This is a genomic window from Caulobacter sp. AVps16, from assembly GCF_058681455.1.
Window position 1 is genome coordinate 2,987,763 of record NZ_CM178739.1, and the last position, 21,501, is coordinate 3,009,263.

Annotated in this window: 22 protein-coding genes; 15 read left to right on the forward strand and 7 right to left on the reverse strand. The window is 67.3% G+C overall.

Annotated features, from left to right (window positions below):
• Positions 1 to 89 precede the first annotated feature (89 nt).
• Both ACW17U_RS14245 and ACW17U_RS14250 read left to right on the forward strand, forming a co-directional pair.
• A complete protein-coding gene (locus ACW17U_RS14245) occupies positions 90 to 863 on the forward strand; it encodes a peptidoglycan-binding domain-containing protein (RefSeq protein WP_492053305.1) in 774 nt (257 codons plus the stop codon).
• Between the two features lie 66 nt (positions 864 to 929).
• Positions 930 to 1,445, forward strand: coding sequence for a methylated-DNA--[protein]-cysteine S-methyltransferase (locus ACW17U_RS14250; RefSeq protein ID WP_492053307.1), 516 nt, complete (start codon positions 930 to 932; stop codon positions 1,443 to 1,445).
• On the opposite strand, the gene ACW17U_RS14255 is transcribed toward ACW17U_RS14250, so the two are convergent.
• Together ACW17U_RS14255 and ACW17U_RS14260 are read right to left on the reverse strand one after the other, a co-directional pair.
• Complete coding sequence (locus ACW17U_RS14255; protein ID WP_062143851.1) at positions 1,442 to 1,858, reverse strand: DUF4345 family protein; 417 nt, start codon at positions 1,856 to 1,858, stop codon at positions 1,442 to 1,444. The two genes, ACW17U_RS14250 and ACW17U_RS14255, sit on opposite strands and share 4 nt — an antisense overlap.
• A gap of 25 nt (positions 1,859 to 1,883) precedes the next feature.
• Entirely contained in the window at positions 1,884 to 2,078 is a 195-nt protein-coding gene (locus tag ACW17U_RS14260; RefSeq protein WP_084745716.1) for a VOC family protein, read from the reverse strand.
• Positions 2,079 to 2,253: 175 nt separating this feature from the next.
• Between ACW17U_RS14260 and groES the strand changes: the two genes are divergently transcribed.
• From groES to ACW17U_RS14285, 5 genes are all read left to right on the forward strand, one after another.
• Positions 2,254 to 2,544 carry a co-chaperone GroES gene (groES, locus tag ACW17U_RS14265; protein ID WP_010918572.1) on the forward strand — a complete coding sequence of 97 codons (291 nt, stop codon included), beginning with the start codon at positions 2,254 to 2,256 and terminating at the stop codon, positions 2,542 to 2,544.
• Between the two features lie 60 nt (positions 2,545 to 2,604).
• Complete coding sequence (groL, locus tag ACW17U_RS14270) at positions 2,605 to 4,251, forward strand: chaperonin GroEL (RefSeq protein ID WP_492053309.1); 1,647 nt, start codon at positions 2,605 to 2,607, stop codon at positions 4,249 to 4,251.
• A gap of 177 nt (positions 4,252 to 4,428) precedes the next feature.
• Positions 4,429 to 4,560 carry a hypothetical protein gene (locus tag ACW17U_RS14275; protein ID WP_166504124.1) on the forward strand — a complete coding sequence of 44 codons (132 nt, stop codon included), beginning with the start codon at positions 4,429 to 4,431 and terminating at the stop codon, positions 4,558 to 4,560.
• Between the two features lie 39 nt (positions 4,561 to 4,599).
• Positions 4,600 to 4,926 (forward strand): hypothetical protein, encoded by a 327-nt coding sequence (locus ACW17U_RS14280; RefSeq protein WP_492053311.1) that lies wholly within the window; start codon positions 4,600 to 4,602, stop codon positions 4,924 to 4,926.
• Positions 4,927 to 5,010: 84 nt separating this feature from the next.
• Positions 5,011 to 6,171, forward strand: coding sequence for a DUF3089 domain-containing protein (locus tag ACW17U_RS14285; RefSeq protein ID WP_492053313.1), 1,161 nt, complete (start codon positions 5,011 to 5,013; stop codon positions 6,169 to 6,171).
• 45 nt (positions 6,172 to 6,216) lie between these two features.
• Here ACW17U_RS14285 and ACW17U_RS14290 read toward each other — a convergent pair whose 3' ends face one another.
• Complete coding sequence (locus tag ACW17U_RS14290; protein ID WP_084745714.1) at positions 6,217 to 6,393, reverse strand: DUF1328 domain-containing protein; 177 nt, start codon at positions 6,391 to 6,393, stop codon at positions 6,217 to 6,219.
• Positions 6,394 to 6,498: 105 nt separating this feature from the next.
• On the opposite strand from ACW17U_RS14290, the gene cobT reads away from it, so the two are divergent.
• From cobT to ACW17U_RS14310, 4 genes are all read left to right on the forward strand, one after another.
• A complete protein-coding gene (gene cobT / locus ACW17U_RS14295; protein WP_062143839.1) occupies positions 6,499 to 8,427 on the forward strand; it encodes a cobaltochelatase subunit CobT in 1,929 nt (642 codons plus the stop codon).
• Complete coding sequence (locus ACW17U_RS14300) at positions 8,424 to 9,473, forward strand: esterase-like activity of phytase family protein (RefSeq protein ID WP_492053315.1); 1,050 nt, start codon at positions 8,424 to 8,426, stop codon at positions 9,471 to 9,473. Before cobT ends, ACW17U_RS14300 begins: the two co-directional genes overlap by 4 nt.
• 188 nt (positions 9,474 to 9,661) lie before the next feature.
• Positions 9,662 to 9,961, forward strand: coding sequence for a hypothetical protein (locus tag ACW17U_RS14305; protein ID WP_062143835.1), 300 nt, complete (start codon positions 9,662 to 9,664; stop codon positions 9,959 to 9,961).
• A gap of 156 nt (positions 9,962 to 10,117) precedes the next feature.
• Positions 10,118 to 11,128, forward strand: coding sequence for a phosphotransferase (locus ACW17U_RS14310; protein ID WP_492053316.1), 1,011 nt, complete (start codon positions 10,118 to 10,120; stop codon positions 11,126 to 11,128).
• A gap of 76 nt (positions 11,129 to 11,204) precedes the next feature.
• Here the strand turns inward: ACW17U_RS14310 and rpmB are convergent, their stop codons facing one another.
• Positions 11,205 to 11,510 carry a 50S ribosomal protein L28 gene (gene rpmB / locus ACW17U_RS14315; RefSeq protein ID WP_062143830.1) on the reverse strand — a complete coding sequence of 102 codons (306 nt, stop codon included), beginning with the start codon at positions 11,508 to 11,510 and terminating at the stop codon, positions 11,205 to 11,207.
• 209 nt (positions 11,511 to 11,719) lie between these two features.
• Between rpmB and ACW17U_RS14320 the strand changes: the two genes are divergently transcribed.
• Positions 11,720 to 12,169, forward strand: coding sequence for a DUF3617 domain-containing protein (locus ACW17U_RS14320; protein ID WP_492053318.1), 450 nt, complete (start codon positions 11,720 to 11,722; stop codon positions 12,167 to 12,169).
• 161 nt (positions 12,170 to 12,330) lie between these two features.
• Here the strand turns inward: ACW17U_RS14320 and ACW17U_RS14325 are convergent, their stop codons facing one another.
• Positions 12,331 to 12,918 carry a methylated-DNA--[protein]-cysteine S-methyltransferase gene (locus ACW17U_RS14325; RefSeq protein ID WP_492053320.1) on the reverse strand — a complete coding sequence of 196 codons (588 nt, stop codon included), beginning with the start codon at positions 12,916 to 12,918 and terminating at the stop codon, positions 12,331 to 12,333.
• Positions 12,919 to 12,997: 79 nt separating this feature from the next.
• On the opposite strand from ACW17U_RS14325, the gene ACW17U_RS14330 reads away from it, so the two are divergent.
• Positions 12,998 to 14,635 (forward strand): amidohydrolase, encoded by a 1,638-nt coding sequence (locus ACW17U_RS14330; RefSeq protein WP_492053322.1) that lies wholly within the window; start codon positions 12,998 to 13,000, stop codon positions 14,633 to 14,635.
• Positions 14,636 to 14,646: 11 nt separating this feature from the next.
• Here the strand turns inward: ACW17U_RS14330 and ACW17U_RS14335 are convergent, their stop codons facing one another.
• A complete protein-coding gene (locus ACW17U_RS14335; protein ID WP_492053324.1) occupies positions 14,647 to 16,026 on the reverse strand; it encodes a cation:proton antiporter in 1,380 nt (459 codons plus the stop codon).
• Between the two features lie 176 nt (positions 16,027 to 16,202).
• Between ACW17U_RS14335 and ACW17U_RS14340 the strand changes: the two genes are divergently transcribed.
• Together ACW17U_RS14340 and ACW17U_RS14345 are read left to right on the forward strand one after the other, a co-directional pair.
• Positions 16,203 to 18,749: a helicase-related protein gene (locus ACW17U_RS14340; protein WP_492053326.1), complete on the forward strand. Its 2,547-nt coding sequence runs from the start codon at positions 16,203 to 16,205 to the stop codon at positions 18,747 to 18,749.
• A complete protein-coding gene (locus tag ACW17U_RS14345; RefSeq protein ID WP_492053328.1) occupies positions 18,746 to 19,042 on the forward strand; it encodes an RNA-binding S4 domain-containing protein in 297 nt (98 codons plus the stop codon). The genes ACW17U_RS14340 and ACW17U_RS14345 overlap by 4 nt, the downstream gene beginning before the upstream one ends.
• Positions 19,043 to 19,147: 105 nt before the next feature.
• On the opposite strand, the gene ACW17U_RS14350 is transcribed toward ACW17U_RS14345, so the two are convergent.
• The gene (locus ACW17U_RS14350) at positions 19,148 to 21,232 is read right to left on the reverse strand and encodes a putative bifunctional diguanylate cyclase/phosphodiesterase (RefSeq protein ID WP_492053330.1); all 2,085 of its coding nucleotides are present in this window, start codon (positions 21,230 to 21,232) and stop codon (positions 19,148 to 19,150) included.
• Between the last annotated feature and the right edge of the window lie 269 nt (positions 21,233 to 21,501).

Here is a 21,501-nt window from a genome sequence, read left to right on the forward strand (position 1 = left end):
GGGTGGAGCGCTGGTCGCTCCACCCTTTTGACTTGCGTGCATAGACCAAACGCGGCAACCTTTCCGGGCAATGACCTGGAGGGCTCGTCATGCCGCAGTACTCGCCGTCACGCGTCTCTGCCGAACTGGCCTTCTCCACGCCCCTGGCCCGCGGCAGCAAGAATGCCCGGGTCAAGCGCGTGCAGGAATGGCTGACCCTTCAGGGCTTCGCCCTGGCCATCGACTCTGACTTCGGCGGAGCGACCTTCACCCAGGTCCAGGCCTTTCAGGCCAGGGCCGGTCTTCCGACGACCGGCATTGTCGACACCGCCACATACGCCGCCCTGACGGCACCGCTGAGCCGGGCGATCGACTATGCGCCGGCTGCAGGCCAGGCGCTTTCCCCACTGGTCGCGCACTATGCCGCCCTGCATGTGACCCAGCACCCCCGCGAAGCCGGCGGCGACAATCTGGGTCCCTGGGTGCGGACCTATCTCGGCTGGGACGGTGCAGGGGCACGCTGGTGCGCGGGGTTTGCCTGTTTTGCCCTGGAGCAGGCCGCCGCCGCCATCGGCAAGCCGCCGCCCATCAAGTCCTCGGCCAGTTGCGACACCCTGGCCGATCGCGCCAAGACGATCGGCAAGTTCATTTCGGGGGCCAGGATCGCCAGCGGCCAGGTGGCGAAATCAGCCATCACGCCCGGCAGCTTCTTTCTGGTCCGGGCCAGCCCCACCGACTGGGTGCATGTGGGGGTGGTCAAGTCTGCCAGCGCGGACGCCTTCGCCACCTATGAAGGCAACACCAATGACGAGGGCTCATCCAACGGCTTCGAGGCGGTGGAACGGGTTCGCGGCTACAAGGACAAGGACTTCATCGTCTGGTGAGCGCTGTCTGGCAGGTCGCGCAAGAACCGGGCAGACATGACCGGCCCTGCCCTAGATGATCCGATCATGACCCCGCCCTCTGCCCTGCGTCTGGACCGCCTGAACTCGCCGATCGGCGAGCTGCTGCTGGTTTCCGACGAGGCCGGAATCCTCCGCGCCCTGGACTTTCAGGACCATGAGCCGCGCCTTCAGCGGCTGCTCGGCCGGCACTATGGCGACCGGGTGCTGGAGGTTGGCGTCGCGCCAAGGGCGGTGCGCCAGGCCCTCGCCGACTATTTCGACGGGGACTTTCCGGCCCTGAACACGATCCCCTGGGCCACTGCCGGCGGTGCCTTCCAGAACGCGGTCTGGCGCGCCCTGACCGAGATCCCGGCCGGTCAGACCCAGACCTATGGGGCCCTGGCGGCGCGGATCGGCCGGCCCAGTGCGGTGCGCGCCGTCGGCGCCGCCAACGGGGCCAATCCGCTGTCCATCCTCGTCCCATGCCATCGCCTGATCGGCGCGAACGGGGCCCTGACCGGCTATGCCGGAGGCCTGGACCGCAAGGCCTGGCTGCTGCGGCACGAAGGGGTAGCGCTCTAGGCGATCATCCCGCCGCGCAGAACCAGCCGGCCGGCATTGAAGAACGGCAGGCTCAGGGTCAGGCCGATCAGCAGCTCGAAGGCCAGGTTGCCGGCTTCGGCCCGGAGGGAGAGCCTGTCGAGGCGGATCGAGACCAGCCGCCCGAACGCCGAACCGAACCAGGCCAGGGCCAGGGCGAAGGCCATGGCAGCGCCCACCGAGGCCTGGTAGCCGAGATAGAGCGCGGTTCCGGCATGGGCCAGGATCAGCAGGCCGCCGAACGCCCGGGCCTGGGTCAGGCGAGAGGCCGGCATCGCCTCGGCATCGTTCGCGCCGGGCGCGGGGCCGGGACGCGCCAGGGTTCTGCCGCCGAAGGCCCCGCCGATCACACAGGCGATGATGGCCATCAATAACGACAGGGCGTAGCTCGACATGCGCAAAGCGCTCCTTGGGGTCGGATCAGACCGGCGTGTGGCAAACGGCCTCGAGGTTGAACCCGTCAGGATCGACAACGAACGCGCCATGGTAGTCTGGATGAGAATGTGGGCGAAGTCCGGGCGCTCGATTATCAGGTCCACCGGCCGCCAGGGCCTGGACGTAGAAGGCCGGCGAATGGGCGCGATCGTTCACGCCAAAGCCCAGATGATCGAACATTTCAGGCCTCCGCTTGACCGTCATCGCAAAAAGTTCGCCGGGCCCGTCCTTGACTCCAGGGGGTCGCAGACCTAACTCAAGCACCGCGTTGGCACTCAAGGGAACCGACTGCTAACAGCAGCGCTTCCCACGCCAGCGACCCCTTTACCGATAACCGTCCCGACGGAGAACAACCATGAAATTTCGTCCCCTGGGCGACCGCGTCCTCGTGAAGCGCGTCGAAGAAGAAACCAAGACCAAGGGCGGGATCATCATCCCCGACACCGCCAAGGAAAAGCCGCAGGAAGGCGAAGTCGTCGCCGTCGGCCCCGGTGCCCGTAACGACAAGGGCGACGTCGTCGCTCTCGACGTGAAGGCCGGCGATCGCATCCTGTTCGGCAAGTGGTCGGGCACGGAAGTGAAGGTCGATGGTCAAGACCTGCTGATCATGAAGGAAAGCGACGTTCTGGGCGTGGTCGAGGCCTAAGCCCTCCTCCGCCTGAACGACTTTCCACTCCCAAGTTTCTCTTTTTGAAGGGCTCTGAAAATGGCCGCTAAAGACGTTTATTTCTCCTCGGACGCGCGCGACAAGATGCTGCGCGGCGTCAACATCCTCGCCAATGCGGTGAAGGTGACCCTCGGCCCCAAGGGTCGTAACGTCGTGATCGAAAAGTCCTTCGGCGCTCCGCGCTCGACCAAGGACGGCGTCTCGGTCGCCAAGGAAATCGAACTGGCTGACCGCTTCGAGAACCTCGGCGCGCAGATGATCCGCGAAGTCGCTTCGAAGACCAACGACAAGGCCGGCGACGGCACCACCACCGCTACCGTTCTGGCCCAGGCCATCGTCCAGGAAGGCCTCAAGTCGGTTGCTGCCGGCATGAACCCGATGGACCTGAAGCGCGGCATCGACAAGGCCGTCACCATCGTCGTCGACGAAATCAAGAAGTCGTCGAAGAAGGTCACGACCAACGCTGAAATCGCTCAGGTCGGCACCATCTCGGCCAATGGCGACAAGGAAGTTGGCGACATGATCGCCAAGGCCATGGACAAGGTCGGCAACGAAGGCGTCATCACCGTCGAAGAAGCCAAGACCGCCGAGACCGAACTCGACGTCGTCGAAGGCATGCAGTTCGACCGCGGCTACCTGTCGCCCTACTTCATCACCAACCCCGACAAGATGGAAGTTCAGCTCGAAGAGCCGCTCATCCTGCTGTTCGAAAAGAAGCTCTCCTCGCTGCAGCCGCTGCTGCCGGTGCTGGAAGCCGTCGTCCAGTCGGGCCGTCCCCTGCTGATCATCGCCGAAGACGTCGAGGGCGAAGCCCTGGCGACCCTGGTCGTCAACAAGCTGCGCGGTGGCCTGCGTGTCGCCGCCGTCAAGGCTCCGGGCTTCGGCGATCGCCGCAAGGCCATGCTGGAAGACCTGGCCATCCTGACCGGCGCTCAAGTCGTGTCGGAAGACCTGGGCATCAAGCTCGAGAACGTGTCGCTCGACATGCTCGGCAAGGCCAAGAAGGTCTCGATCACCAAGGACGACACCACCATCGTCGACGGTATCGGTGAGAAGGAAGCGATCGAAGCCCGTATCGCCCAGATCAAGCGCCAGATCGAAGACACCACCTCGGACTACGACAAGGAAAAGCTGCAAGAGCGCCTGGCCAAGCTGGCCGGTGGCGTTGCGGTCATCCGCGTCGGCGGTTCGACCGAAGTCGAAGTGAAGGAAAAGAAGGACCGCGTCGACGACGCCCTCAACGCGACCCGCGCGGCCGCCGATGAAGGCATCGTCCCGGGCGGCGGTACGGCTCTGCTGAAGGCCTCCAAGGCCCTCGACGGCCTGACCGGCGACAACGCCGACCAGACCGCCGGCATCGCCATCGTCCGTCGCGCCCTGCAGGCTCCGATCCGCCAGATCGCCGAAAACGCCGGCGTCGAAGGCTCGATCGTGGTCGGCAAGGTCCTGGAAAGCACCAGCGCCTCGTTCGGCTTCAATGCCCAGACCGAGCAGTATGTCGACCTGGTCGTCGACGGCGTCATCGACCCGGCCAAGGTTGTCCGCACGGCTCTGCAAGACGCCGCTTCGGTCGCCGGCCTGCTGATCACCACCGAAGCCGCCATCGTCGAAGCCCCCAAGAAGGCCTCGGCAGCCGGTGGCCCTCCCGGCGGCGGCATGGGCGGCATGGGCGACATGGACTTCTAAGACGTCCGGTCAGCCTTCGCTGAACCAACAAGAGAAGGGCGGAACCGCAAGGTTCCGCCCTTTTTCTTTGGCCGCGACGCACCACGCTCACAGCCGGTGGCGCGCGGAAAGGTCGCGGATCAAAGCCGCGCAAACGGCGTTAACCTCCGGGCAAGATCTCAAGGCATGGAGGCGCCAATGGCGTTCGTGCGTTTACAGTCTTCACAACACCGTCGCCGGCTGCCCCGCCCGAAGGTCGTCGTTCTGGGCCTGTCGATCTGGCTGGCCCTGGGCCTGATCAGCCAGGCCGGGTTCCGGCTGATCGGCTAGCCCCTTTCGGACACCGCCGCGCGAGGCTACACCCGGCGGATGTTCCGCCAGCGCCCCGATGCCGATCTGATCGTTCAAGGCTGGGTCATCGGCGTGATGGTCGAGGTCGCGGGCGAGCCCTATCCGGTCCGGCACTATTTCGGGGTCGGCAAGGCCGATCGCGCCCAGGCCGAATGGGCGGCCGTGGACCTGGCCCTGAATGCCGGGGCCGTGGCGTCCAGTCCGTTCCGGGGCACCGAACCCGTCGAGGCCCTGCGCGAGATCGTCGCCTTTCGCATGGTCGAACTGGGCCTCAAGCCCGGGGAAACCCGCGCCCTGGGCGACAGGTTCCCGCGTCGCTGGCTGCCGGTCCAGACCGAGTTCTGATCCCTGAACGGCAGGGCTTGGCGGGCCGGTCGGTTTTCGTCATGCTGCATCCAAACAAGCGTTTGAGCGCAGAGTGGGGAAACCATGTCCAAGTCCATGCTGGCCGCGATTGGCCTGACCGCCGGTCTCCTCCTGGTCGGCAGCGCCTGCGCCCAGACGCCCGCCACGGCAACCGCCAACGACTATGGCAAGAGCGAAAACTGGCTGTGCCTGCCCGGTCGGGACGATGCCTGCGCCACCGACCAGAGCACCACGATCGTGGCCGCTGACGGCAAGACGGCCCAAGAGGCCTTCACCGCCGCTGCCCAGCCCCCGGTGGACTGCTTCTATGTCTATCCGACCGTCTCGACCGACCCGGGCGGCAATAGCGACATGACGATCGACGCCGCCGAACGCTCGGTGGTCACGCAGCAGCTCACCCGGTTCGGCACCCAGTGCCGGATCTTTGCGCCGATGTATCGTCAGGTGACCCTGGCGGCCCTGCGCAAGGTCATGATGGGCGGCCAGTCCGGCGACGCAGCCCTGGCCTATGCCGACGTGCGCGACGCCTGGAACCACTATCTGGCCCATGAGAACAAGGGCCGGGGCGTGGTCCTGATCGGCCACAGCCAGGGGTCACGGATGCTGCTGCAACTGCTGAAGGAGGAGATCGACGGCAAGCCGGTCCAGAAGCAGGTCGTCTCGGCCCTGACCCTGGGCATGAACACTCCGGTCGATGCGACGGGCCATTACGGAACCCTGCCGCTCTGCACCACCGCCAGCCAGACCGGCTGTATCGTCACCTATGTCTCATTCCGCGCCTCGAGCCCGCCGCCGGCCAGCAGCCGCTTTGGCCGGACCGACCCGCAGGGTCTGCGCGCCGGCTGCGTGAACCCCGCCGCCCTTCTGGCCGGCAAGGCCTCGTCCGAAGCGACGCCGCTCAGCGCCTATTTCAGCGCCAGGGGGATGGGGTCCACGGCCGCCACGCCCAAGCCCTGGGCCAAGGGCCTGGCGGTGACCACGCCGTTCGTGGCGACACCGGGCCTGGTGTCAGGCCGCTGCGTCAGCGAGGGCGAGTTCAGCTATCTGTCGGTGGCGGTGAACGCTGATCCGGCTGATCCCCGCGTCGATGACATTACCGGCGACATCCTGGTCTTCGGTCAGCCGCTCAAGGACTGGGGGCTGCACCTGATCGACGTCAATCTGGCCATGGGCGACCTGGTGGCCCTGGTCGGCGAACAGTCCAGGGCCTATGCGGCAAAATAGGCAGTCGACCGGGGGTGCCCGCGGGCGGCCCCCGGTCCATATGGTCTATCGGGCTGGACCCTTGAACAGGACGCCGCCCAGCAGCAGCACCAGGACAAATCCGATCAGGAACAGGAAGAACAGGATCTTGGCGACGCCGGCGGCGGCCCCCGCGATCCCGGTAAAACCCAGGGCCCCGGCAATCAGGGCGACAATGGCGAGTATGATGGCCCATTTCAGCATGGCGCGTTTCCTTCAGCAGGAAGCCGGTGGAGCTTCTGACGAAACAACCCGCCAGAGCGCACGGCGTTCCTTGTTTTCGCCGTCCGGCCCCGGTAACCGATAGTCATGGCGTCCAAGCCCGAAAGCCCGACCGAACCCTTCAAGCGCGCCCTGGCGCACGCCGCGCGCTCGCTTGCCGAAACGCCGGATCTCGAAGTGGTGTTCTCGGGCGACGGGCCGATGCTGATGGGCAAGCGGGCGGTCCTGCCCCATCCGCCGCGCGACCTGAACAGCAAGGAGGCCGCGCGCATCCGGGGCCTGGCCGACCAGATGGCCCTCCGGCTGGCCCACCATGACGCCCTCGCCCATGCCCGGGCCCGTCCGTCCTCGCCGGACGGTCAGGCCGCGTTTGAGTCGATCGAGCAGGCCCGTCTGGAAGCCATTGGCGCCAATGCCCTCGGCGGCGTGCGCGGCAATCTGACTGCGGCCCTGGAAGCCCGGCTCGAAAAGCAGGGCCTGACCCGCAATGTGGCGATGGACCGCCAGTCGGCACCGATGGCCGAGATCCTGGGCCTGATGGTCCGCGAGCGCCTGACCGGCGACGCGCCGCCCGAAGGGGCCAGGGCCCTGGTCGACATCCTGCGCGCCGACATCGAGATGAAGGCCGGCAAGGACCTCGATCGCCTGGCCGCCGCCATCGATGACCAGGCCGCCTTCGCCCGCGTGACCCGCGAGATCCTGCGCGACCTCGACCTCGGCGAGGAAATGTCGGACGCCACCGAAAGCTCTGACGAGGACGACGGCGAGCAGGACCAGCAGGACCAGACCACCGACGAGGATCAGGGCGAAGGCGAGGGCGAGCAGTCCGAGGGCTCTTCGCCTGAGGAAACCGACACCTCCGACCGCGAGTCCGAGGCCGGAGACGAAGACCTCGTTCAATCCGAACAGGACGGCGAGCCCGAGGAGAGCGACGAGAGCCCGGAGATGGGCGACGGCGCCAAGCCCGCACGGCCCGACAGCGGTCCCGCCCAGCCCGGCGAGCCGGCCTACAAGATCTTCACCAACAGCCACGACGAAATCGTCCCGGCCGAAGAGCTCTGCGACGCCGAGGAGCTGACCCGTCTGCGGGCCTATCTCGACCAGCAGCTCAGCGCGCTCTCCAGCGTCGTGTCACGCCTGGCCAACAAGCTGCAGCGTCGGCTTCTGGCCCAGCAGAACCGCGCCTGGACCTTTGATCTCGAGGAAGGGATGCTCGATGTCGCCCGCCTGACCCGGGTGATCATCGATCCGACCGCCCCCCTCTCCTTCAAGCAGGAGGAAGACCAGGAGTTCCGCGATACGGTCGTCACCCTGCTGATCGACAATTCCGGCTCGATGCGCGGCCGGCCGATCATGGTCGCGGCCGTCTGCGCCGACATCCTGGCCCGCACGCTCGAGCGCTGCGGGGTCAAGACCGAGGTCCTGGGCTTCACCACCCGGGCCTGGAAGGGTGGCACAAGCCGCGACGAGTGGATCAAGGCCGGCAAGCCCCCCGCACCGGGCCGGCTGAACGACCTGCGCCACATCATCTACAAGGCCGCCGACTCGCCCTGGCGACGGGCGCGCAAGAACCTCGGCCTGATGATGCGTGAGGGCCTGCTGAAGGAAAACATCGACGGCGAGGCTCTGATGTGGGCCCACCAGCGGCTGATCGGCCGGCCCGAAGCCCGCCGCATTCTGATGGTGATCTCCGATGGCGCGCCGGTGGACGACAGCACCCTCAGCGTCAATTCGGGTCACTATCTGGAGCGCCACCTGCGCCAGGTCATCGCCGAGATCGAGGGCAAGAGCCCCGTTGAGCTGATCGCCATCGGTATCGGCCATGACGTCACGCGCTACTATCGGCGGGCCGTCACCATCGTCGATGTTGAACAGCTGGGCGGGGTGCTGGTGGAGCAGCTTGCGGCGCTGTTCGATGAAGAGCCCCGGGCCGTCAAGCGGGCCCGCGGCCTTCTGGCTCCGCTGCAGACGGTGCAACCCTCAGCGCCAAAGGCGGCGCGCAAGGTTCCTGCGTGAACGGGCTGCGCCTCGGCCTGGTCCTGGCGCTGACCGCCGGCATGCTGACCCATTGCGGCCGCAAGCCGCCACCGCCCCTGCCGGTCGCACCGGTCAAGGCGGGGCCCGAAATCGCGCTGCAGACCCGCCCTGTGCCCCTGGATGCCTCCGACCCGACCCGAACGACGCTGGAGGGCTTTGTCTTCGCCGGCGGCCTCGAGATCACCAGTGCCGAGACCTCGCGGCTGCATGGCCTTTCGGACCTGGCCATAGCGGCCGATGGCGGCCTGGTCGCGGTGACCGATGACGGCGACCTGTTCCGGGCCCGCCTGGTGCTCGATGCCGGCGGGCGGCTGGTCGGCCTGACCGACGGCAAGCTGGAGGGGCTGAAGGGCCCTGATGGACAGGCCCTGCAAGGCAAGGACCGGGGCGATGCGGAGGGCCTGGCCCTGCTGGCCAATGGCGATCGCCTGGTCAGTTTCGAACGCGATCACCGCATCTGGCTCTATCCCGCCGCCGGCGGACCGCCGCGCCCGGCTCCCAAGCCCGCGACCGTCTTCCCCTATAATGAAGGCATGGAGGCCCTGGCCGCCTATCCGGCCGCAGGTCCCGACGCCTATCTGGTCGGTGGCGAGGAGGGCGAGACCTGGCTGTGCAGGGTGTCGGCCGCCTGCCAGGCCCTGGCCCCGCAGCAGGGACCCGATTTCACCTGGGGCCTGACGGCCATGACCGCCTTCAACGGTCCGGCCATCGTCACCTTCCATCGCGGTTTCGACCCCATCCGGGGCTGGCGCGGCATTCTGCGGTTCGTGGCCGATCCGCTGACGCCGGCGGCGAAACAGATCCAGATCGCCAGCCTGCATCTGGACGGCACCACGACTCGCGACAATTACGAGGGGGTGGCGCTGGGCACCTCACCATCTGGGGCCACGCGAATTTACCTGATTTCGGACGACGGTGGCCTGCCAAACCAGCGCACCCTGCTGATGGCCTTTGACTGGACGCCGCCTCCGGCCCCGCCGCCCCTGCCCAAGAAAACGCCCAGAAAGCCTGTCCGCAAGCGCTAGGACGCCCCCCTCCGCGCAGGGATTGGGCAACCTCAAAAAGTTTGGGTGCGGCGCAATATTATCGTTGATAACCCAATCAGGCGGAACTATGTTTTCTGTCGACGGCCAAGCAGGCAAGAACCGGAAGGACCGTCAGAGGAACGCGTCGGGAGGAGGTTGAACCCAACCCCCTTTCGTGGACTGACACAATGATCCGCTCGATCGCCCTGGCCGTTTCGGCCATCGCCCTCACCGTTGCTGCCCCCGTTTCGGCCGCTGAACTCCGCGTCAAGGTTTCCGGCAAGTCGGCCGAACAGGTCCGTGCCGACATCGTCAAGGCCGCCTCGACGGTCTGCTGGCAGGAAGTCCGTGGCGAAGCCATGGCCGGCTATCTCTATCCCGCCTGCATCCGCGCCTCGGTCTCCGACGCGGTCACCAAGATCAACAGCCCGGCCCTGACCGCCTACAACACGGCCAACCCGGCCGCCGGCGCTGTGGTTTCGCGCTAAGCCAAACCTGCCTTCTCAGTCGCGTACCAAACCCGCTGCGGCCCTGCCGCAGCGGGTTTTGCCTGTCAGGGGCCCAGTGGACCATCCCCATATTTACCCGGACAATATTGACTAATATTTCATCCGGGTAAATATGGCGGCTTTCCGGAGCGCGTCATGTCCCTGCCCTACAATAGCCCCGCCGCCCTAAGGGCCCTGAACCACGTCTTCGCCGGGGCCGAGCCCGACGCGATCACACCGCTGACGGGGGGCCTGTCCGGGGCCGGTGTCTTTCGGGCAGAGCATCGCGGCAGATCCTGCCTGCTGCGGATCCAGCCTACCCGGGATGCCATACGCGACCCCGCCCGCACCCATGCCTGCATGCGGATCGCCGCCGGGGCCGGAGTAGCCCCCCGCGTCCTGTTCACAAGTGACGAAGACGGGGTGTCGGTTACCGACTTCATCCTGCCCGGGCCACCCGCAGGGCCGCCGAACGAAACGGCCCCTGGCACGGTGGCTCAGCTGGCCGGTCTCCTGGCCTCACTACATGCCGCGCCCGCCTTCCCGCCCCTGATCGGCTATCTGGATGCGCTGGAAGGCCTTGCGGACCAGGCCCTCTCGTCCTCCCTGCCGACCCAAGCGGTCGACGCTGCGATCCGCCAGACCCTGGGTGATCTGTCGCGAGCCTATCGCCCCCTTCCGACCGACGCGGTCTCCAGCCACAACGACGTCAATCCCCGCAACATCGTCCATGACGGTGTGCGACCCTGGCTGGTGGACTGGGAGGCAGCCTTCCTGGCCGATCGCTATGTCGACCTTTCGGCGGTGGCCAATGTCTTCGCGCCAAGCCCCGAGACGGAGACGGCATTCCTGACGGTCTATTTCGGACGCAAGCCGACCGGAGCCGAGACGGCCCGCCTGTTTCTGGCCCGCCAGATCAGCCACCTGTTCCATGCCCTGGCCTTCCTGGCCGGCGCTGCCGCCGAGCGGGCCGGCCGGACACTGGATGCGTCCATCCGCAATGACAGGACCCTGGAACAGATGCATGCGGACCTGGGCAAGGGCGCTCCGCTACTGGATCTCTGGGAAGGACGGGTGGCCTATGGCCTGGCCCACCTCCGGCAGGCGCAGGACGCCGTCAGAGGCCCGGACTTCGCGATCGCCGCACGTCGGGCCCTGGAGGGTTGAGCCCAGCCCCAGACACGAAAAAGCCCGCGAAGCACAAGCTTCGCGGGCTTTTTACAATGTCGATCAGGATGGTCGCTTAGGCGGCGACGGCCGTGGCAGCAGCCTTGGCCTTGGCCTTGACCTGGGCCTTGATCTTCAGGGCGCGCGGCGACAGCTGCTCGTCCTTGGCGCCCAGCAGGAACACGTCCAGGCCGCCCTTGAAGTCCAGGGTGCGCAGGGCAGCATTGCTGATGCGCAGCTTGAAGGTCTGACCGAGCGAGTCGGACGCCAGGGTGGCGGGCGACAGGGCCGGCAGGAAGCGGCGCTTGGTCTTGATGTTCGAGTGGCTCACATTGTGGCCGACCATCGGACCGATACCGGTGAGTTCGCAGCGGCGCGACATGGGACTACCTTGGCTGGGCGAAGCCAGAGGCTTCGGATACATGAATTTCGGGGCGCGGTGGGCGAGCCGCCACGCGAGAGCGGGCGATATAGGCGAAGGCCGCCAGTCGAGTCAAGGTGGCAAGCCCGGTTCCGCCCCATCGCCTGATGAAGGCCGCCCGTATTCGGCCTTCAAGACAGGTTCATCTGCGTCCTTATATAGAGAGCCCCATGATGGAGCACCCGTTCATGCGTCTGATCGCCCTCGCCCTGACCACTGCGGGCCTCGCCCTGGCCGCCGGCACCAGCCACGCCACGCAGCCGGCGCCGGCCACGATTCTGCCCGGTCACTGGGAGTACAGCTACAAGATCGGCCCCATCCCGGCCGGCGATGAGTCGCGCTGTCTGAAGCAGGCCGACGTCGAGCAGTTCGCCAAGGGCATCTGCACCCGCAAATACACCTGCGACTACACCACCCGGGTGGTGAAGGACGGCAAGATCCAGCTCAAGGGGGCGTGGACCGACAAGAAGGGTCGCGTGGCCCCGGTCACCGCCAAGGGCGGCTACACGGCCGAGAGCTTCAAGCTCGACGTGAGGATGAAGACCATCAACGGCATCCCGCTGGCCGGGGTGATGGATGCCCGTCGTGTCGCAGCCACCTGTCCGGCGGGTATCAAGTAACCCTCCGGCAGAGACCGTTTGTGGTTAATCCGAATTAAGATACAATAGCTTGTAGGGAACAAAGACTGAATCGGCCGACGTCGCTGATTCGGTCATGATTCGTTTCGCGCCTGTTCGCCCATTCGGCCCGCGACGTTAACCTGGCCCGGCCCCGATCGACCCTACCGGCCAATCTGGCCGCCGCGGGGCGGGGCGACCGAGAATTCCAGATCAAACAGGGTGGGGGCTGAGCTGGTCCTCGCCCGCTCGATGGTCAGCAGTTGTGCCTTGGTCGTCGCACCGCCCTCGGCGCTGAACCCTCCCATGCGCCCGGCGGCCGCCAGCACCCGATGGCAGGGCACGACCAGCGGCCAGGGGTTTTCGCCGAGCGCCCGGCCCACGGCCCGGGCGGCCCCCGGTTCGCTCATGGCGCGGGCGATCTCGCCATAGGTCGAGGTCTCGCCGGGCGCTATGGCCCGGGCGATTTCATAGACGCGCCAGTTGAAGTCCGAAACGCCACCGCGATCGAGGGCAATATCGGTCAGGTCATCGCGTCCACCGGCCAGCAGGTCCCGCACCCGCCCGGTGATCCGGTCGATGGCGGCGGGCACCGGCGTTTCCACCGCCTCCGGGAAGCGCTTGCGCAGGCGGGCCCAGGCTGCGCCCGGCGTCGCCTCGGGCAACTGCACGCCAATCAGCCCGGAATCGCTCCAGGCGATGCCACAGCGGCCGATTGCGGTGTCAAAAAGTGCGAAAGCCTGCCCCTTCATGCGCCCGACCATAGCAGGCCTGTTGCGGGTTTCGAGCGGTGCCGTAACCTGACCGCCTCATCGTCCGGGAGTTCCCGCCTTGCGCCTGACCACCCTCGCCGTCCTGCTGGCCGCCAGCAGCCTCTCGACCGCCACGGCCGGGGACCTGCTGATCCACGGCGGTCCGATCCATACCGGTGTCGAGACCGCGCCACAGGCCGAGGCGGTCCTGATCCGCGACAGCCGGATCCTGTTCGTCGGCAGCCTGGCCTCCGCCCGAGCCAAGGCGGCCAAGGACGTCCGGGATTTCGACCTCAAGGGGGCCGCCGCCTTTCCGGGCTTTGTCGACGCCCATGCCCACCTGACCGGCATCGGCCTGCGGGAACTGACGCTCAATCTCGACCAGACGGGGTCCGTCGAGGACCTGGTCAAGGCGGTCGGGGCCTATGCCGCCGCCCATCCGGAGGGGCCGATCTATGGCCGGGGCTGGATCGAGACCCACTGGCCCGAAAAGCGCTTTCCCAACCGGGCGGATCTCGACCGGGCCGCGCCGGGCCGGGTGATCGTGCTGGAACGCTCCGACGGCCACGCCTCGGTGGCCAGTTCGGCCGCCCTGGAAAAGGCCGGCATTGGCAAGGACACGACCGCCCCCGCCGGCGGCCAGATCCTCAAGGGCACAGACGGCCTGCCCAGCGGCATGCTGATCGACCATGCCCAGTCGCTGGTCGCCGGGGTCATTCCGCCGCCGTCCGAGGCCCTCAAGCGCGAGGCCCTGGAAAAGGCCGGGACCCTCTATGCCACCCGCGGCTGGACCGGGCTTGGCAATATGAGCGTCGAGGCCCCGGACCTGGCCCTGATGACCGCCCTGGCCGCCGAGAAGCGGTTCCACCTGCGGGTCGACAACTATATGGACCCCAGCGGGGCCGCAGAGGTGCTGGCCAGGGGGCCGTTCGAGGACGCCACCGGCCTGATCCGCACCCGGGGCATCAAGCTCTATATGGACGGTGCCCTGGGCTCGCGCGGCGCGGCCCTGCTCGAGCCCTATAGCGACGCCGAGGGCCTGGGCCTGCAACTGACCGAGCGCGACAAGGGCCTGGCCCTGATGAAGCAGGCACGCAAGGTCAAGGCCCAGGTGGCCATGCACGCCATCGGCGATCGCGGCAACCGGCTGGTTCTGGACTGGTTTGGCGAAACCCTGGGCGGCGACACCGCCGCCCGCTGGCGGATCGAACATGCCCAGATCGTCGCCGACCCGGACCTGCCGCGCTTTTCGAAGATGGGGGTCATTGCCTCCATGCAGCCCAGCCACGCCATCGGCGACCTGTTCTTCGCCCCCGCCCGACTGGGCAAGGCGCGTCTGCATGAGGGCTATCGCTGGAACGACATGCTGCAGAGCGGGGCCGTCGTGGCGGCCGGGTCGGACGCGCCGGTCGAGGTCGGCGATCCCCGCATCGAGTTCTATGCCGCCGTGCACCGCCACAGCCTGACCGGCTTCGCCAATGCCGACTGGCACCTGGAGGAGGCCGTCAGCCGCGCCCAGGCCCTGAAAATGCTGACCTGGGCCCCGGCCTATGCCGCCTTCGCCGAGACGGATCGCGGCACGCTGGAAGCCGGCAAGAAGGCCGACGTGACCGTGTTCTCAAAGGACCTGATGACGGTCGCGCCCGCCGAGATCCTCACCGCCGAGACGGTGCTGACCGTTGTCGACGGCGTGGTGGTGTTCGAGCGGGGCCGGTAGATCCGGCTCCGTCAGCTGGTGGCGGCAGCCTTGGCGGCGGACTCGTCCAGACCGTCAAGCTCGCCCGACTCCCGGGCCTTCTTGCCATAGACGGCCTCGAACAGCGGGCTGGCCATGACCGTGGTGACGATGGCCATCAGCACCATCATCGAAAACAGGGTCGGGCCGATAATGCCCTTCTGCAGGCCGATATTGATGATGATCAGCTCCATCAGCCCGCGCGAGTTCATCAGGGCGCCGATGCCCAGGGCGGTGCGGTTGTCTTCGCCGGCCAGGCGCGCGGCGGCGTAGCAGGCCACGCCCTTGGCGAGGATGGAGGCCACGAGAATGCCCAGGGCGATCAGCAGCAGCTGCAGCGAATTGACCATGTCCATCCGGGTGTTGAGGCCCGAATAGGTGAAGAACATCGGCAGCAGCAGGACCACCGCCAGCGGCTCGACCTTCTTCTTCAGCTCCTGGACGAACAGGCCACGCGGCATCACTGCGCCCAGCATGAAGCCGCCGAAGATCGCGTGAATGCCTGCGGCGTCCATCAGGAAGGCCGAGAAGCAGAACAGCATCAGGGTGACGGCCAGGACGAAGGGACTCATCTGCCCTTCGCGCTCGACCATGCGTCCAAGCGGCGCCAGCAGGCGTCGGCCGAACAGGCCCAGGAACAGGACGTAGGCAAGGCCGCCGCCGATCGCCAGAACCGCCACGCCGGGGCCGCCGCCGAAGGTCGCCAGCACTACCGCCAGCACGCACCACGACACGGCGTCGTCAAAGGCCCCGGCCGTCAGCGACAGGGTCCCGAGCGAGGTCTTGGCCAGGCCACGCTCATTGATGATCCGGGCCAGCATCGGGAAGGCGGTCAGGGCGATACAGGCCCCCATGAACAGGGTGGCGTTGGCCTGCGAGATGCCGGCGGCGAACAGGCCCGGAACCTTCAGCAGGAACGGCGTGATCGCCACGGCGATCAGGAACGGCGCGATGATGCCTGCCAGGGAAACACTGACCGCACTCCTGGCCTTGGCCCTGAAGTGATCGGCGGAAAACGTGGTTCCGACCAGGAACATGTAAAGGCCGACGCCCAGCTGGGCACCGACATAGAGCACATTGCGGGTCTCCTTGGGGAACAGCGTGCCCTGGAAGGCCGGGAACAACAGGCCCAGAAGGGACGGACCCAGCACCACGCCGGCGATCATCTCGCCCACCACCTGGGGCTGGCCCAGCAGCTTCTTTCCCAGCCAGCCAAAGACGCGGCAGGCCAGAAGGATCACGGCCAGCTGCAGGAAGAAGTGCACGCTGAAATCGGTCGGCGTGTAGCTGTGGGCAGAAGCCGGCAGGGCCGGTCCATTGGCCGACAGGGCTTTTCGAGCGACCTCAAGGGTGCTGGCGATGATATCCGTCACGAGAGATTCCCTGCCCATCGCCCGCCAAAACTCAATCCCCAGCGCGGTCGACGCGCTTTGAGACCGTAGATGCCCAGCGCTGTCAATTCCCGCTCAGCCTCCACGCGACGCGCTGTCGCCGGGCCGGCGCACAGCAGTGCTTGCCTCCCTCTGATTCCGGCCCCATGTCTTGAATCATGAGCGACCGTTCGACCGGCCTGGCGCCGTCCAAGCTGACGGCGGTCCTGGGCCCGACCAATACCGGCAAGACTCACCTGGCCGTCGAGCGGATGCTGGGCCATGCCTCGGGCATGATCGGCCTGCCGCTGCGCCTGCTGGCCCGCGAGATCTATGACCGGGTCGTCAAGCTGCGCGGCAAGGCCAGCGTGGCCCTGATCACCGGTGAGGAAAAGATCGTCCCGCCCCGGGCCGCCTATTTCGTCTGCACGGTCGAGGCCATGCCCCTGGCCCGTGAGGTCGAGTTTCTGGCCATAGACGAGATCCAGCTGTGCGCGGATCCCGAGCGCGGCCACATCTTCACCCACCGCCTTCTGCACGCCCGGGGCAAGTTCGAGACCATGTTGCTGGGTGCAGGGACCATGGCCCCGCTGGTGCGCCGCCTGCTGCCGGACGCCGAGATCGTCTCGCGCGAGCGGTTCTCCAACCTGTCCTATGCCGGGTCGAAGAAGCTGACCCGCCTGCCCCGGCGCAGCGCCGTCGTGGCCTTCTCCACCGACGCCGTCTACGGCATTGCCGAACTGATCCGCCGGCAGCGCGGCGGCGCGGCCGTGGTCATGGGCTCGCTCAGCCCCCGCACCCGCAACGCCCAGGTCGCCCTCTATCAGAGCGGCGAGGTCGACTTTCTCGTGGCGACCGACGCCATCGGCATGGGCCTGAACATGGATGTCGACCATGTGGCCTTCGCCGGCTTGCGCAAGTTCGACGGGGTGCGGACCCGCTGGCTGCATGCGCAGGAGGTGGGCCAGATCGCCGGCCGGGCCGGACGCTATACCCGCGACGGCACCTTCGGCGTCACCAGCGACTGCGAGGAGATGGACGAGGATCTGGTCGAGAGCGTGGTCAATCACCAGTTCGAGCCGATCATCGCAGCCGAATGGCGCAATGCGCGGCTGGACTTCGGCTCCTTGCCGCTGCTGCTGAAGTCGCTGGGCCAGGGTCCGGGGCGCGCCGGCCTGACCCTGTCAAACGAGGCCCTGGACGAGCGCACCCTGCGCAAGCTGTCGCAGCAGGACGAGGTCATCGCCCGCTGCAAGGCCGACCGTTCCGCCCTGCTGCGCCTTTGGGACGTGTGCCAGACGCCAGACTTCCGCAAGACGACCGACGATGACCACCAGCGCATGGTCAGGACCCTGTTCGATGACCTGACCACGGGCCGAAAACGCCTGCCGGAAGACTGGATCAATGCCCAGTTCAAGGCCCTGGACCGCACCGATGGCGAGATCGATAGCCTGGCCGGCCGCCTCTCGGGCGTGCGGACCCTGTCCTATATCGCCAACCGTCCTGACTGGCTGGCCAATCCGGCCCACTGGCAGGGCCTGACCCGCCAGCTGGAAGACCGGATCAGCGACACCCTGCACGAAAAGCTGATGGCCCGCTTTATCGACCGGCGGACGAGCGTGCTGATGCGCCAATTGGGCGAGCGCGAGGTGATGCTGGCCGGGGTGAGCCCCGACGGCGCGGTCACCGTCGAAGGCCATGCCGTCGGACATCTGGCCGGCGTCACCTTCACGCCGGAAAAGGGGGCCAGCGCTCTGGAGGACAAGGCCCTGCGCAATGCCGCCGTGCGGGCGGTCGGTCCCGAGATCGCTCGCCGCCTGGGGGCCCTGACCGGCGAGGCGGACGATGCCTTCGCCCTAAGTCCGGACGGCGCAATCCTGTGGCGGGGCGAGATCGCCGGCGTGGTGCGGCCCGGCCTGCCGCTGCTGTCACCCCGGGCGCGCCTGCTGGGCGAGCTGGGTCCGGCCGCCGTACGCGAACGGGCCGAGCGGCGGCTGGACGCCTTCCTGGCGGCCGAGGTCGACCTCAAGCTGGCCGGTCTGCGCAAACTGGAGCGCGCCCTGGCCGGCAGTGACCTGAAAGGCCTGCCGCGCGGCCTGGCCCACCGTCTGCTGGAGGCCGGCGGGGTACTCGACAAGCGACCGCTCGAGCCGGAGCTGAAAGCCCTCAGCCAGGCCGAGCGGCGGGCGCTGAAGGCCCTGGGGGTCCGGATCGGGGCCTTCAGCCTGTTCCTGCCGGCGGTGATCCGGCCCGAGGCCATGGCCTGTGCCCGGGCCCTGACGCCCGGCGGCTGGCGCGGTGATCTGGGCAGGCTGGCCCCCCTGCCGAAACCCGAGCCTTCCGCACGCGACCTGGCCGCCAGCGGCCTGCGTCAGGTGAGCGGCTTCAGCGCTCCGGTCGAGATGCTGGAGCGGCTGGACGACTTGCTGCGCGCCGAGCAGAAGCCCGGCGGCGTGGTGCTCAGCGAGGCGGCTCTGGTCAGCCTGGGCTGGACCACGGCCCAGGGCTCGGCCGTGCTGCGGGCGCTCGACTATACTCCGGCCCTCCGGCCCAAATCAGACGCGCCCATCGTCTGGAAGCGACGCGGTGCCCAGAGACTGGATCCCAAGCCGGTCGCCGCGCGCCCGGACTCGCCGTTCGCCGCCCTGGCCCGGCTGACCGAGCCTCCGCCCCGCCGCAAGAAGCCCCGTCGCCGGAAGGCGGCACCCCGGACCCTCGCCTCATGAGCGAGGCGGTCGACGAGGCCTGCCGCGCCGATCTCTGGCTGTGGCATGCGCGGTTCTTCAAGACCCGCTCCCTGGCGGCGCGCTTTATCGAAGACGGGCGCATTCGCCTGACGCGCGGCGGGGTGGAGAGTCGGGTGGACAAGCCGGCGCGAACCCTGAAGCCTGGCGATCTGCTGGTCTTCGCGATCGGCGGCCGGCTCGTTTCGGTGCGGGTCCTGGCCTCGGGCGAGCGGCGGGGCCCCGCGTCGGAGGCGCGGTCGCTCTATGAGGTCATCGACGGCTCGGCGGATTGAGGGAAGCGCCGGATGGATCAGGGACTACCGTGACGTCCGCTGCGGCGGCCAGATGGATCACGAGGGCGGCCTGCCCCTTTGAGACAAGGACCGCGCTGCCGCGCCCTAGGACTTGAACCCGGCCAGGAAGCCCGGCACCTCATCGGCCGGCATGGGGCGGCCGAAATGATAACCCTGCACCTGGTCGCAGCCATAGGCGATCAGCTTCTCCAGCTGGGCCTCATCCTCGACCCCTTCGGCGACGACCTTCATCCCCATCGACGAGCCCAGGGTAATGACCGCCTTGACGATGGCCTCATCCTCGGCGTTCTGAACGAAGGACTTGTCGATCTTCAGCCGGTCGATCGGGAACTGCCGCAGATTGGCCAGGCTGGCATAGCCGGTGCCGAAATCGTCGAGGGCGATCATCACCCCGGCGTCATGCAGACGGCGCACGGTGTCGCTGACCAGATCCGAACCCCAGCCCATATAGACGTTCTCGGTCACCTCGATGGTCAGGCGATCGCAGGGCACGTTCCAGCGGGCGAGGCGCTCCTGGATCTCTTCGGCCAGACGCCCGCTGCGGAACTGGGCCGCCGAGATATTGACGGCCACCCGTCCAAACGCCACGCCGGCCTCGATCCAGTCCCGCATCTGACGGAGGGCGCTCTCGAAGGCCACATCGCCCAGCTTCAGCGACAGGTCCTGATCCTCAAAGGCCGGCATGAAGCGGGCGGGTGCCAGGATCCCCTGCTCCGGATGAGCCCACCGCATCAGGGCCTCAAAGCCGGCGACGCCGCCTTCCCGCACATCCACGACCGGCTGATAGAACAGCACGAATTCACCGGCGGCTATGCCGGCCCGGACATCGCGCAACAGCTCGATCCGCTGTTCCAGTTCCGAGCGCATGGAGGGCTGGAACATGACGCTGCGATTGCGGCCCGCATCCTTGGCCCGATAGAGGGCGATGTCGGCGTTCTTGACCATGTGCGAGGGATCAGCGTCGGGGTCGCCGTGCAGGGCCGCGCCGATGCTGGCACTGCAGGTAAAGCTGCGCCCGCCATGCTCGATGGGGCGGCGCAGCAGTTTCTGCAGGGTCTGGATCGGCCGCAGCATGTCCGCTTCGCCGTTCAGGCCCCGGAGGATCACCGCAAACTCGTCGCCCCCCAGCCTGGCCACGGTATCCTGGGCGCGGAAGGCGCGACGCAGCATTTCGGCCAGCCGTTTGAGCAGAGCGTCGCCGGCGTCATGACCGAGTGTGTCGTTGATGTCCTTGAAGTGGTCGACGTCGATCATGATCAGACCGAACATCTCGCCCAGCCGCTCCGACGCGCTGACCGCTTCCTGGAACTTGTGCTGGAACAACGCCCGGTTCGGCAGATCGGTCAAAGGATCCTTGAAGGCCAGGGTCTCAACCGCCTCGGTCTGACGGCGACGATCGGTGATGTCCTTGAACAGATTGACCAACCGCTCAGGGCGGCCGTTCGGGTCGATCAGCAGCTTGCTGGCCGAGCGCACCCAGGTCTCGACTCCGTCATCGCGATTGAGTCGAAACTCGTAGACGCCGGTCTCGCCCGGCTTGCGTGCCGCCACCTGGGCCGCCACCCGGTCGCGGTCGGCCTGGTGGATGATCTCCAGCGGTTCGTTCTCAAAGCGACACCACTTTTCCAGGTCGTGCGTGGCCCCTGAAAACACCACTTCCCGCGTGTTCAGATCGAATTCGCGGACCAGCAGGCCATCGAGTTCCAGGGCCATGCGCAAACGCTGCTGGTCACGCTCGGCCCGCAGAATGGCCTCGGCATAGCCGGTCACATCGCGGGCCGTGACCATCACGGCATAGGGGTCTTCGCCCTCGTCGCGGCAGGCGCTGAACTCGGTGCGCCAGACCCTCTGTACGCCGTCAGTGTCGAGGTTCGGCAGATAACGCGAGAAAGCCTCACCGGACTGGGCGCACTTCATCAGCGCCAGAATATCCTCGGCCGAAACCAGGGCGCGACGGCCGTCGCCGCCAAGGCCCAGGTCCGGGGCCAGGCCCTGGGTCACCCATTCGCGGCTGACCGCGAGCAGGCGCAGGTCCCTGTCCAGAAGTGCCGCAGCGAACGGCAACTGGAGCACAAACTGCGAAAAGGCGGCGGCGCGTGCGTCGGTGAGACGCGCCAGTCCGGCCTCGGACTTTGGCAAACGCCTGACCTCCACGGTCGACTTTGTCATAGTGTCGGATTCTCGACGTTGTTTTTCTTGAGCGTTTCCTCACTCGAAGACTGTTGCTATTTTGGATAAGAAATCGTGACCGTCGAGATGACCTGTCGTCGCGGTCCTACTGGGCAGCGATAAAGGGTGACCGGCGGCGGAACCATCGGCCGGCCCAAAGCTATCTCTGACGGCGGGGCGAGAAATCCTGCGGTGCCGCGCAAGCAAGCCGCATTGACAAGCGGCCCCGCGCCTTCGAAAACGCCCGCGCCGAACGCCGTCAGCCCCAA